Raw genomic sequence first — 13953 nt, forward strand, 5'->3', positions numbered from 1 at the left:
GGATGACCTCGATCACGCGTGCCGCCGCGAGCGACGTCGCGCGCCGTCTCAGCAGCGATCCGATGGAGTGGGGGCCGCCCGCGTTGCTGTGGCTCGTCACCGCGCTGCTGGTGCTCGCGCATCAGGGCACGGTGTTGACGCTGGCGTTTCCGGTGTTGGCCACGCTGACTGGCCTGTGGCTCTATTTCCGCAGCCCGGCGCGATATGTCGGCTTCATGTGGTGGCTGTGGTTTCTGAGCCCGGAAGTACGGCGCCTCGCCGACTGGTCGAAGGGCGCCTTCACGCCCACCAGCCTGATCCAGGTGGCGCCGCTTGCGGTCACGATGATCAGCGGCCTCTCGCTGATTCGCCATTACCCGGTGCTGGCGCAGCGGCGCGGCTTGCCCGTGCTGCTGATCCTCGCTGGACTCGCATACGCATTCGCGGTTGGTGTCGTGTCGAGCGGGCCGCTTGCTGCTACCTATGACCTTGCCAACTGGCTTTATCCGATCCTCATCGGCTTTCACATCATGGCGAATACGCGCGACTATCCGGCGTATCGCGACACCATCATCAATACCTTCATATGGGGCATGCTGGTGATGGGCGGCTACGGCCTGGTGCAGTTTGTGATCATGCCGCCGTGGGACGCGCTATGGATGCTCGGCTCGCAGATGAACTCGCAGGGCGACCCGGTGCCGATGGGCGTGCGCGTCTTCAGCACGATGAACTCGTCGGGCCCGTTTGCGTTCGCGATGATGGGCGCGATGGTCTACGTAATGGCCGCCAATCACCGCGTGCGTTGGATTGCCGCCGCGCTCGGCTTCTTCGCCTTCGGTCTGAGCCTCGTGCGTTCGACGTGGGGCGGCTGGGTGGTCGCGTTGCTAATCCAGCTGGTCAAATCGAATAACCGGGTACGCGTGCGTATTGTCGGCAGCGGGCTCTTGCTGGCCGGTCTGTGCGTGCCTTTGCTCGCGGTCGGGCCGGTGGCCGAACGGATGCAAACGCGTCTGAACAGCATCGTCAACCTCAAAGACGATCAGAGCTACGCCGCCCGCAACCAGTTCTATGCGACCTTCGCGAAGAAGGCGTTTACCGACGTCTCGGGCGAAGGCATGGGCGCAACCGGCACGTCCACGAAGCTGTCGAACGACGGCGGTCAGCTTGGCCAGTACGGCAACTTCGATAGCGGCGTGATGAACATCCCATTCGTACTCGGCTGGCCCGGCACGTTGCTGTACCTGTCCGGCATTGCATGGCTGATGGTGCGGGCGGTGCTGGCCTCGTTCAAGCTACGCAACGATAAATTCGTGTCCGCTTCGCTGAGCCTGGGGCTCGCTATCTTCACGATGCTGGTGTTCACCAATTCGCTGGTCGGCACAGGCGGGCTACTGCTTTTCATGAGTCTTTTTTCGATCCTCTCCGCGGCGCACTGGCAAAAGCAGCAGCGCCGACGGGAGCTTATTCTGCACGGAGGCACCTGATTGAGAGTCGCGATTGTCACGCACGTCGTGCGCCATAACGACGGCCAGGGACGCGTCAACCACGAGATTGCGCGTGCCGCCCTCGACGAGGGTATCGCCGTGACGCTGGTCGCGTCACACGTGGCGCCCGAACTGCTCGCACATCCGAACGTGCGCTGGGTGCCCATGAAAATCGGCCGCTGGTGGCCGACCAATCTGTTGCGTCAACAGGTGTTCGCCTTCAAAAGTGCGCTCTGGCTGCGCATGAATCGCAGTGCGTACGACGTGCTGCATGTGAACGGCTTCATCACATGGGCGCCAGCGGATGTGAACACGGCGCACTTCGTGCACAGCGGTTGGCTGGGCAGCAAGTACTATCCGTTCGGTTTGACCAAAGGCATCTGGTCGGCTTATCAGTGCGTCTATACGCAGACCAATTCGTGGCTCGAACGATGGGCGTACCGCCGCTCACGGGTCATTACGGCGGTCTCGCAGAAGGTGGCCGATGAGATTCGCGCGATTGGCCTCACACCGCGCAACCGGGTGGACGTGATCTATAACGGCGTCGATACCCAGGGCTTTGCTGCCGCTGAGGGCGACCGTGCGAAGTTCAAGCTGCCGGAGAACGCGTTCCTGTTGCTCTTCGTCGGCGATCTGCGTACCCCGCGTAAGAATCTGGGCACGGTGCTCAAGGCGTTGTGCCATTTGCCGCAGCACGTGCATATTGCCGTGGCGGGTTATCTGCCGGGAAGCCCTTATCCGGAGGAAGCGCGCGCACTTGGCATTGCCGATCGGGTGCATTTCCTGGGGTTGGTGAAAGAGATGCCCGTGCTGATGCACTCGGTGGATGCCTTCGTGTTTCCGTCGCGCTACGAGGCGATGAGCCTGTCGCTACTCGAAGCAATGGCCGCGGGCTTGCCGGTCGTCACGGCACGCACAGCGGGCGGCGCGGAGATCATCACGCCCGAGTGCGGCATCGTGCTCGACGACCCGGACGATCCCAGGACGCTCGCTGCGGCCATCGCGCAACTGGCCGCCTCCGATGACGCGCGCCGCGCGATGGGCGTGGCCGCCAATGAACTGGCCACCGGCTTTGGCTGGGCGCGCATGGCCGCGCAGTACATTGCGCTGTACCGGCAACTCGCCGGCCAACAAGAAGACCGCCAACGCTCAGAAGCGACAGCGGACACCACTCTCCACGCTACAGAAGGGACACCGTCATGAAAACGGCTGCTATCAAATCGCTGCAGATCGGCATGCACTGGTTTCCGGAACGGGCCGGCGGCCTCGATCGTATGTACTACTCGCTGGTTGGCGCGCTGCCGGGTGCGGGGGTTGCAGTGCGCGGTGTGGTCGCGGGCTCGACCCGGGTCGCGGAAGATACCGGAGGAGCGATCCAGGGCTTCGGCTCGGCAGCGCAATCGTTGCCGCTACGTCTGATGGCGGCGCGCCGCGCGCTGCGCCGCGAGATCAGCATCGAGCGGCCGGACGTGATCTCGTCGCATTTCGCGCTCTATACGTTCCCAGGGCTCGACGTCACGCGTGGCATTCCGCAGGTCTCGCATTTTCAGGGACCGTGGGCCGATGAGAGTCACGTCGAAGGCGCGGATTCGCTTGGGCAACGCGCCAAACGTTATTTGGAGCAGGCCGTGTATGCACGCTCGTCGCGGCTCATCGTGTTGTCCGATGCGTTCGGCAAGATACTTACGTCGCGCTATGGCATCTCGCCTGAGCGGGTGCGCGTCGTGCCGGGATGTGTAAATGTCGAGCAATTCAATCTGCCAATCACACCAGCCGAAGCGCGTCTGAAGCTGCAATTGCCGCAAGACCGGCCCATTGTGCTGGCGGTGCGACGCCTCGTGCGGCGCATGGGGCTTGAAGATCTGATCGACGCAGTGAAGATGCTCAAGCAGCGGGTGCCTGACGTGCTGCTGCTGATAGCGGGCAAGGGGCGACTGCAGGAGGAATTGCAGACACGGATCAACGAAGCGGGCCTGGAAAACAACGTGAAGTTGCTGGGCTTCGTGCCCGATCAGCACCTGGCTGCGCTGTATCGTGCCGCGAACATCAGCGTGGTGCCGACGGTGGCGCTGGAGGGGTTCGGTCTGATCACCGTGGAGTCGCTCGCCTCGGGCACGCCGGTGCTCGTGACGCCGGTAGGCGGCTTGCCTGAAGCCGTGGCGGGGTTGTCGCCCAATCTGGTGTTGCCGGCCACCGGTGCAGCGGCGATCGCGGAAGGATTGGGCGCTGCGCTGAACGGCTCGCTGAAGCTGCCCGATGCCGATGCTTGCCGTGCCTATGCGCGCGATAACTTCGACAACTCGGTGATCGCAAAGCGCGTGGCTTCAGTGTATGGCGAAGCGATCAAGGCAGTCGGTCTGCATTAAAGGGAGGGGCGGGCCTGGGTGGCCCGCCGTTCTGCGTTTGCAGCCTAGAACGTCTCGTGCTCCTGATTACGCGCAAGGTCAGCGGCGACCATCATCTGGCAGAGCTGCTCCAGCTTGGTCTGCGGCTGCCAGCCGAGTTTTTCGCGGGCTTTGTCCGCGCAGCCGATCAGCAGATCAACTTCAGCCGGACGATAGAACTTCGGATTGATCCGCACCAGCGTCTTGCCGTTTGAGACGTCAATCCCGACTTCACGTTGTTCCTTGCCCGACCATTCAAGCTGATAGCCGGCGGCCCTGAACGCCATTCGCACGAAGTCGCGAACCGTTTCGGTGCGGTTGGTGGCGAGCACAAAGGTATCGGGGTCGCGCGCTTGCAGCATGCGCCACATGCCTTCCACGTATTCCGCCGCAAAACCCCAGTCGCGTTTGGCGTCGAGGTTGCCCAGTTCCAGCGAGTCCTGCTTGCCGAGCTTGATCTTGGCCACCGTGTCGGTGATCTTGCGGGTCACGAATTCGCGGCCGCGCAGTGGTGATTCGTGATTGAACAGAATCCCGCTGCTCGCGAAGATCCCATACGACTCGCGATAGTTGATCGTGGTCCAGTGCGCGAACAGCTTGGCGACGCCATACGGGCTGCGCGGATAGAAGGGCGTTTCTTCACGCTGCGGTACCGCTTGCACCTTGCCGAACATTTCCGAGGTCGAGGCCTGGTAGTAACGGGTGTTCGGGCTCAGGATGCGGATGCCTTCTAGCAGGTTCAGTGCACCGATACCCGTCACTTCCGCTGTGGTAACCGGCTGGTCGAACGAAACGCCGACAAAGCTTTGCGCGGCGAGGTTGTACAGTTCGTCCGCTTCGACGCCGCCAAGCAGACGCAGGGTCGAACCGAAATCGGTCAGATCGTGTTCGACGAGTCGCAGATTCGGGTTCCCGGTAATGCCGAGTTCGTTCATGCGCCAGAAGTTGACGGAACTGGTGCGCCGATACGTGCCGGTCACCTGATAGCCCTTGTCGAGCAGCAGTTTCGCCAGATACGCGCCGTCCTGGCCGGACACGCCGGTGATGATCGCTTTGCGTTGGATGCTCATAGGTTGCCTTGGGTCACGGTAAGGAAGGTGGAGGAAGAGGAATGACGGGTCTGTGTAGATGAACCGGTTAGGCGCCGCACCAGTGGATCGATCACGCGCAGATCCTGCGCGGCTTTCAGGCGGTAGAGCGTCGGACGCGGATGCGCGCCGTCGGACATCATCCATTTCCAGCCCGGCAGCGCGCTGATGTAGGCATACTGATCGATCAGTGGCACGTGCTGCTCGGCGGCTACGCGGCGCGTCATCGCCACCATTGCGGCGAGGCGCGCGTTGAGCCGGTCATCGGGCATGGGGTTGGAGGTCTGTAGTACCGGCTCGATGCCCAACGCGCGTGCAGTCACAATCAACTCGGTTTGCGCTGCGTAAAACTGCGCGGGCGTCTGGTTGTGCATCACTTCGTTGATGCCGTAGTTGATCGTCACGATGCGTGCGTGCGATGCCGCGAGCCGCTGCGCCCAGGGAATGCCGCCACTGCGATCGGTGCCGTCGCGCAACTGCGAGGCCATGCTGCCGCCCACGCCGAAATTGACTACGCTCACGCGCGGGCCGTATTCGGCGCGCAATGCATCCTGCAGAACAGCGACGGCGTTTTGTGCAATGGGGGCGCAGTGACCGTCGAGGCAGGAAATGCCGAGGGTCGTCGAATCGCCATAGGCTTCGATCAGCACTTGGGGTTGCGCATTGTCGCCAGCTGGCTGCGATACCGAGGCGGCTTTTTCCGCCGCGCCCACCTGCTGGCACGCCGCTGCCAGCAAAAACGGGGCGATAAGGCCGCGAGGCCGCAATAGGCGCTTCATACGCGACTCTGCGGCGCTTGCGACGCAGCGCCCAACGATGCGCGGCTGTGCCGTTCACGCGAGGCTGCGCCATGAATCAAACGCCGTTCAAAGGCGAACCACGTGAGGCTGGCATAAGCGAGCGTCAGCGCGAGTGCCACGGCGGCGCACAGATAACGGTTCAGATGCAGCGGCCACAGCGTGTACAGGATGCTCAGGTGAATCAGATAGATCGTGTAGCTGATCGTGCCGATATACACGAGCACGGGATTCGACAGCAGCCGCTTGACGATACCTTTGCTTTGCAGGGCAATGACGACGATCGACGTGCAGAGCACCAGCGAGACGCTATACAGCGCGGCGTTCGAGAGCGGCGTGTTCGCGGCGCGAAAGCGCGGATAGTGCAGATGCAGCCAGGCGAGCACCGCAAGCGCCGCCACGAATCCGAGCATGGCAAGCGGCCTGAACGGCTGCAACGCAGCGGGATTGCGCCGGACGGCGACGGCCAGCAATGCGCCGGCCGCGAGCAGGTCCATCCGGAACGGTGTCAGGTAATAGATCGGCCAGAACGAGTCGAACCAGGGCGTCGCCACTGCGCGCAGCACGGGTACGGCGACGACCAGCGCAGTCGCCACGTAGGCGAGCACGCGTTCTGGCAGCAGCAGAATCACGAACGGCCAGACAATGTAGAACTGCTCTTCGACCGCGAGCGACCACAGCACATTCAGGCTGTCATGACCGCTTTGGCCCAGTGCATCGCCGATATTGGTGGCGAAAAACGCGTACCACTCCCAGTGCTTCGCCCAGCCAAATCCGAACAAGACGGACGACACCGCCATCAGCAGGAGGTATGGCGGCAGAATGCGACGCGCGCGGCGTGCGTAGAAGTAACTGAAGTAAGACTGTCCGCGCGCCTTGCGCTCGAGCAGGATGCCGGTGATCAGAAAACCGCTCAGCACAAAGAACAGATCGACGCCCATCCACAAGGGCGCTTTTAACGCGTGCTGCGCGAACACTGCAAGCACGGCGATCGCACGCAGGCCGTCGAGTTGCACGATGCGGCGTGTATGAGAGGGCGCAGCAGGCAATGCACTTGAAGTCATGACAGTACACGATGGGCAGCGGGTGGGCCGGCAGGCGAACGCCTGGGCGGCATGGGTATGCCGTTGAGGGCGTGCATCTGGTCAGGAGCGCGCAACGGCGGTGACAGGTCATTCTATGGAAAAGAAATCGCTTAAAAACACGAATGAAATGAACAAATAGAACAGTTTGTAACGACGCTTGAAAAAGAAATTCGGGTGCGACGATGGTCGAATTGGTCGAACCCGCCGCGACGGCGGCGGTTATTTTTTGTGCGGTACATGTGCCCCGCAATTGGGAAGCAAAGCGACCGGCTGGCACGCCGTGCGGATTTTTAAATCAATTATTTATTCGCGTTTTATTTGAAGAATATTTTTGAATTATTTTCGATTTTCGTCACGCCCGATTTCCCGCGTAATGTGGACTCGACGCCGAGTGGGTCGCGGGGGTGCGTGCTGCGGGCTCGCCTCGTTGCTGTGCTCATTGTGCTGACGCAGCGCCGCCGCTTTGCGGTTTGAGGTTTGCGCCGCGCCAGCGTTGGTGTCGCGATGCTTCGTTTCTTTCTGTGCCGTTCCGGCCATCACTTCATTGACACTCGCCAGTTGACGCATGCCGCGCGCTGCGGCATGGCCCTGACTAGAGGAATACCTTGGCCCGTTCCATCTTCGCGACCCTGCTGGCTGCGGCCGTCTGTGTTGCAACATGTACCGCCTCAGCTGAAACCGTACTGAACGCGAAGACTTCCTGGATCGGCAATACCTTCGGCTATGGCGATGGCACATGGACGCAGATCAACATCACGGCGATCGCCGTCGCCCCCGATGGCAAGGTGTACACCAACGCGCCGTGGGACGAAAGCGGCGCGGAGGCGAGCACCTGGCAGAACGGCAAGATGCTGGGTTTTGCGGGCGGCACGCACGGCTGGGGTACGGGTGGCGGGAATGCGATTGCGGTGAATCACCGTTATGTGTTTATCGCGGTGTCGGTTGGCAACGAAAAGGGACATCTGGTGGGCCAGGGAATCTGGCCGCAAAAGGGCAAGCAGTGGTTCGGCATTTCGCGTCGACAGATTGCTAACCCGAAACTGAGCGCGCTGTTCCAGCCGCCTGCGGGCGTCGCAAACACCGGTCAAGGCGTGGGAAATAACGCAGCGGTAGATCCGCACGCGCAACTCGCCGCCGGCTTTCTGATGATGAACGAAGTGCCGGTGGGCACCCGCGCTGATATAGATGGACTCGCTGCCAGCGATACCACGCTGTACGCAGCGAACACCACGCAAGACAAGATCGAAGTGTACGACGCTGAGTCGATGCAAAAGAAGGCAGGTTGGAGCGTGCATGAGCCAGGCAAGATGGCACTGGCAAGCGACGGCACGTTGTGGGTGTTGACCGGCACGCTGACCGATAAAACGCCGCGTGTCGTGCACTATTCGGCGAGCGGTCAGGTGCTGGCAGACACGTTGCCGCTGCCCGCCGATACCGTACCCGTCGACATTGCACTCGACGCTCAAGGCCGTCTGCTGATCGCCGATAACGGGCCACGTCAGCAGGCGCTGTTTTTCAGCAAACGTAATGGCGGATATGTCGCGACCGGCACGCTCGGCGAACGCGGCGGCATCTTCTCCGGCGTCACGGGACAGCCTGGTCCGCAGCGCTTTAACGGGCTGACGGGTGTAGGCGCCGATGCGCGCGGCAACATCTATGTGGCCACCAATGGTATCGGCCCACGCTATGCGCCGCTCGGTGCAGGTCTTGGCGCCACGCTGGAAAGCTACGCGCCCGATGGCAAACAGCAATGGCAGGCTCAAGGGCTGCTGTTCGTCGACGGTGCATGGATGGACCCCGCACGGCCCAATAGCGTCTACACCGGCAACAAGCGTTTCGAACTCGACCTGAGCAGACCGCCTGGGCAGGAGTGGAAATACGCAGGCTTTCTGTCGAACCGCTTCAAATATCCCGATGACCCGGTGTTTCACACCGATCAGTGGCCGGGCCTGCCCATCGCACGACAGTTGAAGGGGCACACGTTCCTGTACCTGACGGACATGTATGCGGATCACCTGAAGATCTACCGCTTCGATGCCGCGCACGACGGTGAGACGGCGATTCCATCGGGACTGATTGCCGGGCGTGAGCGTCCTGTTGCCCAGGTGCCGAATGCGCCGCCCGGCGGCGACTGGATCTGGCGCGACGTGAAGGGCGATGGCCGGTTCGATGGCGACGAGTTCACTCTCAACACCAGCGGCGCAAAGCTCGCCGGTGGCTGGGGGTGGTGGGTGGACAGCGCCGGAGACATCTGGCGCACGAGCGATACCAAGGGCATCCGGCGCCTGCATTTTGGCGGTCTCGATGCGAAAGGCAACCCGATCTACGCGTACACGGATATGACTTCTTATCCGATGCCGCAGCCGTTCACTGAACTGCGCCGCGCGATCTACGTACCCGAGACCGACACGCTCTATGTGAGCGGCTATACGTCGGAGACACCCGTCGAAGGTGGCTTCTGGAAGGAAGTGGGCCGCGTGCTGGTGCGCTACGACCACTGGTCGAGCGGCAACCCGGTGCAGCGCTACGCGATCACGCTGCCGTGGCAAACCCACGCCAAACCCATCGAAACGATTATCGGCCTCACCGTCGAAGGCCGATATGTGTTCGCGGTCGAGCCAGTCGGCGCTGTACATGTGTACGACAAGGATAGCGGCAAGGAAGTCGGCGTGATCCGGCCGGGACCCGAGGTGGGGAGCACGTCAGGCTGGGTCGATGTCCCCAACGGTATCAGCGCGTATCGGCGCAGCGATGGCGATTACCTGGTGTTCGTCGAAGAGGACGCGCGCGGCAAGGTAATGATGTACCGGTGGAAGCCGGCTTGAGTCGCTGCGTGCGGCAAAGCCAGGGCATTGGGTGCCGTAAGAAATTGGACTAGCGGTCCCCCTCCATAGGCCTGCGAATTATTTTTCTGTCGACTTATGACAAGCAGGACGCATTTTTTACGTGCTTTACTCGACGCAGACTGCTGGGCCCATCGTGGCGCACGGCATTGCATGGCAAGCGCATGGCGATCCACCGCACCCCTCTGAATCAAAAGGCATCCGATGGATAAAGGCATTCTCAGGAACGTAGCGATCAATTTCTTCGGGCTGGTGCTGCCCACCTTCGTATCGCTCGTCACCGTGCCGTCGTATATCCGTCTGCTCGGCGTCGAGCGTTATGGCGTGATTGCGCTCGTGTGGACGTTAATCGGATATTTTTCGATTCTCGACCTCGGCATGAGCATGGCCGCGCAGAACCATATTTCGAAAGCGCTTGCATCGAACGACTCGGAAGAAAGCGCCCGCGTCTTCTGGAGCGCGACGTGGCTGAACCTGGTGACGGGTGTGATTGGCGGCCTGATTATTTATTTCGGCGCTTTTCTTTACACCGCGTATTTCACCAAGGTGTCACCGGAATTGCAACACGAGGTCTACATGGCACTGCCGTGGCTCGCCATTGCGATTCCGATTGCGAACGTCTCGTGGGTGTTTGCGGGGGCCATCAACGGCGCTGAGCGTTTCGGCATCTACAACACCAACCAGACTATCGGCACCTTCCTGTTCCAGTTGCTGCCGTTGGGCGCTGCATGGCTGATGGGACCGAGCCTGCAAAACGTGCTGGCCGCTGCGGTGGTGGCGCGTCTCGCCGCGGCTGCGCTGCTCGGACGCTCCGCATTCCAGGTGCTGGGGATTCGCAAGATCTTGCCCCCGCAACTGGGCGTGGCCAAGGGGCTCTTCAACTTCGGCGGCTGGATGCTGATTGCCAGCATCACGACGATGGTGGCCGACTCCCTCGACAAGGTCTTTCTCGGCACGACGCTTGGTGCGCGCTTCGTGACGTTCTATACGGTGCCGCAAAACCTCGTCACGCGCCTGAACATCGTGCCGACCGCACTGGTGCGCACGCTGTTTCCGCGCCTGTCCGCCGTGGGCCGCGATCACGCGGATCTGATTACGCAGCAGTCGCTTGAGTTCCTGAATGGCGCCTTCACGCCGGTCGCCCTTGGGGCGATGTTCGTGCTCGGGCCGTTTCTGCATTTGTGGGTGGGTAACGAAATCGCGACGGTCGCCGCCCCCGTGGGACGCATTCTGATCGTCTCGGTGTGGCTCGTCGGGCAGGCCAACGTCACGCGAATCATGATCCAGTCGCAGGTCAATCCGGCGGTGGCGGCCCGGGTGGGCGTGTTTGAGTTGCCGCTGTTTGCGGGTGCATTATGGTTCGGCATCAGTCACTTTGGCCTCACTGGCGCCGCAATCGCCGTTGCGGGGCGCGCGCTGTTCGACTACGGCGTGCTGCTGTGGTTGTCAGCCATTCGCGCGCGGCCGATTGCGCTCGACATGCTCGCGCATCTCGTCTTTTTGCTGGCGAGCCTCTGGCTCGCGAGTTTCGTCCCCAGTCTTTCGCTGGCGATAGCCGCAGGTTTGCTGGTGGTGGCGGCCAATGTTGCCTGGTCGATCACGATGACCCCCGCGTTGCGCGATCTTGCGCGTTCGCTGCTGTTGCGACTGAATCCGAGGAAGAGCGCATGAACCAGGAAGTCCTTGATGAAGCCGTGTCGCGGCCCAGCCAGCGCAGCGTGCTGGACGAACTCACCACGCCGCCGGCCCCGGTCGCGCCGCCACATCGTGCACCACGCGTCGACAGGAATGTGCGGGTGGCGATCGTGCACGACTGGCTCGTCACCTATGCGGGTGCGGAGCGGGTACTTGAACAGATCGTCGCGTGTTTTCCGGACGCAGATCTGTTTAGCGTTGTCGATTTTCTCGAAGACCGTAGTTTCATTCGCGGCAAACCGGTCACGACCTCATTCATCCAGAAGCTGCCGAAGGCGGCCACGAAGTACCGCGCGTATCTGCCCTTGATGCCCATTGCAATCGAGCAACTCGACGTATCCGCCTATGACGTGGTGATTTCGAGCAGCCACGCGGTATCCAAAGGCGTACTCACCGGTCCGGATCAGGTCCATATCAGCTATGTGCATTCGCCGATTCGTTATGCGTGGGACTTGCAGCATCAATACCTGCAGCAGTCGAAGTTGACCAGCGGGCCGAAATCGGCACTGGCGCGTCTGATTCTCCACTACATGCGCAACTGGGACATTCGCACTGCGAACTCAGTTGATAGCTTCGTTGCCAATTCGCAGTTCATCGCGCGGCGCATCAAGAAGGTCTATCAGCGTGAAGCCGATGTGATCTTCCCACCCGTCGACGTCGACGCTTTCGCGCTGCATGAGCAGAAGGATGACTTCTATCTGACCGCTTCGCGCATGGTGCCGTACAAGAAGATCGATCTGATCGTCGAGGCGTTTGCGCGCATGCCGCAGCGGCGTCTGGTGGTGATCGGCGATGGGCCGGACATGCAGAAGATCCGCGCGAAGGCGTCGCCCAACGTCGAAATCATGGGCTATCAGCCGTTCAAGGTGCTGCAGGATCATATGCAGCGCGCCAAGGCGTTTGTGTTCGCGGCCGAGGAGGACTTCGGCATTTCGGTGGTCGAGGCGCAGGCCTGCGGTACACCGGTGATCGCGTACGGCAAGGGTGGGGCGTTGGAAACCGTGCGCGATCTGTCGGACCCGCGCCCCACCGGCATGTTCTTCGACGAACAGCGCGCCGAGTCGATTATCAGCGCGGTCGAGGATTTCGACACTCACGCAGCGCGTTTCTCCGCAATCGATTGCCGAGCCAATGCTGAGCGCTTTTCCACCGCGCATTTCCGCGAGCGCTTCTTTGCTCACGTGCGCGCTGCGGTGCCGGCATTGCAAGGCGCATCGCTGCCCGCGTTTACACCGTATGTCCCGCAGCCTGTAGCGAAACCCGGTGTCGGGCCCGCGCCACGCATCCTCGCCATCGATCAAAGCGGCGTGCTCGGTGGTGCCGAACTGTCGCTGCTAGAGATCGTGAAGGCGCTGCGCTCGCGCATTGAAGTCGTGCTGTTCGATGATGGCCCGTTTCGCACCGCGCTCGATACGGCCGGCGTAAACGTCGAGGTGCTGAATTCCGGCGCGCTGCGCGAGGTGCGCAAGCAGGGCGGCACGCCGCCGCTGGGACAGGCGCTCAAAGGCATGGCTGCACTGGTGCGCGCGACCGTCGCTCGTGCACGTAAGGCCGATGTGATTTACGCCAATACACAGCGGGCCATGGTGATCGGTGCGATTGCCGGGCGCCTCGCGCGTCGGCCGGTGGTGTGGCATCTGCGCGATATCGTCAGCGCAGAGCATTTCGGCAGCAAGCAGTTGAAGATCATCAGATGGTGCGCTCGGTTGGGCCTCGCACACGTGATTGCGAATTCCGCCGCGTCGGCGCAGGCATTCGCCGAACTGACCGGCTTTGATAAGAAGCGCGTTGACGTCGTGTTCAACGGCATTTCGGCCGAGCCGTTCGATGCGTTGCGCAACGTGCCGAAAGCGGTGCTCCGTGCGCGGCTGAATCTGCCGATTGACGCGTTTCTTGTCGGCTCCTTTAGCCGCCTGGCGCGCTGGAAGGGGCAGCATGTGTTGCTCGAAGCGATGGTCCTCAATCCGCATATGCATGCGGTGTTAGTGGGCGCGCCGCTGTTCGGCGAGGACCCTTACGAAGTGGAATTGCGAGCGTTCGTCGCGGCTCATCAACTTGGCGGGCGCGTGCACTTCCTCGGTTTCCAGCACGATATCGCCGCGTGCATGTGTGCGGTGGACGCAGTGGTCCACACGTCGATCACACCGGAGCCTTTCGGGCGCGTGATCGTTGAAGGGATGCTGGCGCAGCGGCCGGTGGTGGCTGCGAAGGCAGGAGGCGTGCTGGAGATAATCGAGGATCAGGAAAACGGCCTGCTATGCACCCCAGGCGACGCGCATGCGTTGGCGGATACGCTGGCAGAACTGCGGTCGAACGACGAGATGCGACGCCGGTTGGTTAGCAATGGTTATCGGACGGCGTTGAGCCGGTTTGGTACGGAAAATTATGTTGATGGTGTTGCGCGCATATTGAACGCAGTGGTGGCGGGATAGAAAAGTGGAAGCGCTGAAAGGCGCGGCAAGCAAAGGAAGCACTCGAAGGCGCTGAAAGGCGCGGCAAGCAAAGGAAGCACTCGAAAGCGCTGGAAGCAAAGGAAGCAAAAAGGGCCTCGGCTGCGTTCAAAGGATGAACGGCACCGAGGCCCTTGGTATTTACGGT

General features: G+C 61.7%; 10 protein-coding genes. 7 read left to right on the plus strand and 3 right to left on the minus strand.

Annotated elements, in window-relative coordinates; all coding sequences use genetic code 11:
* Positions 1–2: 2 nt before the first annotated feature.
* From WCA85_RS32140 to WCA85_RS32150, 3 genes are read left to right on the plus strand one after another with little or no spacing between them, the layout of a single operon-like run.
* Positions 3–1463 (plus strand): glucose-6-phosphate isomerase, encoded by a 1461-nt coding sequence (locus WCA85_RS32140; RefSeq protein WP_424069263.1) that lies wholly within the window; start codon positions 3–5, stop codon positions 1461–1463.
* On the plus strand, positions 1464–2666 hold the full coding sequence (locus tag WCA85_RS32145; protein WP_424069265.1) for a glycosyltransferase family 4 protein: 1203 nt from the start codon (positions 1464–1466) through the stop codon (positions 2664–2666).
* Positions 2663–3829, plus strand: coding sequence for a glycosyltransferase family 4 protein (locus WCA85_RS32150; RefSeq protein WP_424069267.1), 1167 nt, complete (start codon positions 2663–2665; stop codon positions 3827–3829). The genes WCA85_RS32145 and WCA85_RS32150 overlap by 4 nt, the downstream gene beginning before the upstream one ends.
* A gap of 44 nt (positions 3830–3873) precedes the next feature.
* Here WCA85_RS32150 and gmd read toward each other — a convergent pair whose 3' ends face one another.
* From gmd to WCA85_RS32165, 3 genes are read right to left on the minus strand one after another with little or no spacing between them, the layout of a single operon-like run.
* Positions 3874–4917 carry a GDP-mannose 4,6-dehydratase gene (gmd, locus tag WCA85_RS32155; protein ID WP_424069269.1) on the minus strand — a complete coding sequence of 348 codons (1044 nt, stop codon included), beginning with the start codon at positions 4915–4917 and terminating at the stop codon, positions 3874–3876.
* On the minus strand, positions 4914–5714 hold the full coding sequence (locus WCA85_RS32160; protein WP_424069271.1) for an SGNH/GDSL hydrolase family protein: 801 nt from the start codon (positions 5712–5714) through the stop codon (positions 4914–4916). Before WCA85_RS32160 ends, gmd begins: the two co-directional genes overlap by 4 nt.
* Positions 5711–6796, minus strand: coding sequence for an acyltransferase family protein (locus WCA85_RS32165; protein ID WP_424069273.1), 1086 nt, complete (start codon positions 6794–6796; stop codon positions 5711–5713). Before WCA85_RS32165 ends, WCA85_RS32160 begins: the two co-directional genes overlap by 4 nt.
* A 203-nt stretch (positions 6797–6999) precedes the next feature.
* Between WCA85_RS32165 and WCA85_RS32170 the strand changes: the two genes are divergently transcribed.
* From WCA85_RS32170 to WCA85_RS32185, 4 genes are all read left to right on the plus strand, one after another.
* Complete coding sequence (locus WCA85_RS32170) at positions 7000–7152, plus strand: hypothetical protein (protein ID WP_424069275.1); 153 nt, start codon at positions 7000–7002, stop codon at positions 7150–7152.
* A gap of 270 nt (positions 7153–7422) precedes the next feature.
* The gene (locus WCA85_RS32175; RefSeq protein ID WP_424069277.1) at positions 7423–9642 is read left to right on the plus strand and encodes a hypothetical protein; all 2220 of its coding nucleotides are present in this window, start codon (positions 7423–7425) and stop codon (positions 9640–9642) included.
* A 222-nt stretch (positions 9643–9864) separates the two neighbouring features.
* Complete coding sequence (locus WCA85_RS32180) at positions 9865–11331, plus strand: oligosaccharide flippase family protein (protein ID WP_424069279.1); 1467 nt, start codon at positions 9865–9867, stop codon at positions 11329–11331.
* Positions 11328–13787: a glycosyltransferase family 4 protein gene (locus tag WCA85_RS32185; RefSeq protein WP_424069281.1), complete on the plus strand. Its 2460-nt coding sequence runs from the start codon at positions 11328–11330 to the stop codon at positions 13785–13787. Before WCA85_RS32180 ends, WCA85_RS32185 begins: the two co-directional genes overlap by 4 nt.
* Positions 13788–13953 lie beyond the last annotated feature (166 nt).

The organism is Paraburkholderia sp., assembly GCF_049581445.1.
Taxonomy (GTDB): Bacteria; Pseudomonadota; Gammaproteobacteria; order Burkholderiales; family Burkholderiaceae; genus Paraburkholderia.

What these genes read in the sequence shown, in the direction of transcription:
- WCA85_RS32140 (WP_424069263.1), top strand. Translation starts at nt 3, where the DNA reads ATGACCTCGATCACGCGTGCCGCCGCGAGCGACGTCGCGCGCCGTCTC.
- WCA85_RS32150 (WP_424069267.1), top strand. Translation starts at nt 2,663, where the DNA reads ATGAAAACGGCTGCTATCAAATCGCTGCAGATCGGCATGCACTGGTTT.
- gmd (WP_424069269.1), bottom strand. Translation starts at nt 4,917, where the DNA reads ATGAGCATCCAACGCAAAGCGATCATCACCGGCGTGTCCGGCCAGGAC.
- WCA85_RS32160 (WP_424069271.1), bottom strand. Translation starts at nt 5,714, where the DNA reads ATGAAGCGCCTATTGCGGCCTCGCGGCCTTATCGCCCCGTTTTTGCTG.
- WCA85_RS32165 (WP_424069273.1), bottom strand. Translation starts at nt 6,796, where the DNA reads ATGACTTCAAGTGCATTGCCTGCTGCGCCCTCTCATACACGCCGCATC.
- WCA85_RS32170 (WP_424069275.1), top strand. Translation starts at nt 7,000, where the DNA reads ATGGTCGAATTGGTCGAACCCGCCGCGACGGCGGCGGTTATTTTTTGT.
- WCA85_RS32180 (WP_424069279.1), top strand. Translation starts at nt 9,865, where the DNA reads ATGGATAAAGGCATTCTCAGGAACGTAGCGATCAATTTCTTCGGGCTG.
- WCA85_RS32185 (WP_424069281.1), top strand. Translation starts at nt 11,328, where the DNA reads ATGAACCAGGAAGTCCTTGATGAAGCCGTGTCGCGGCCCAGCCAGCGC.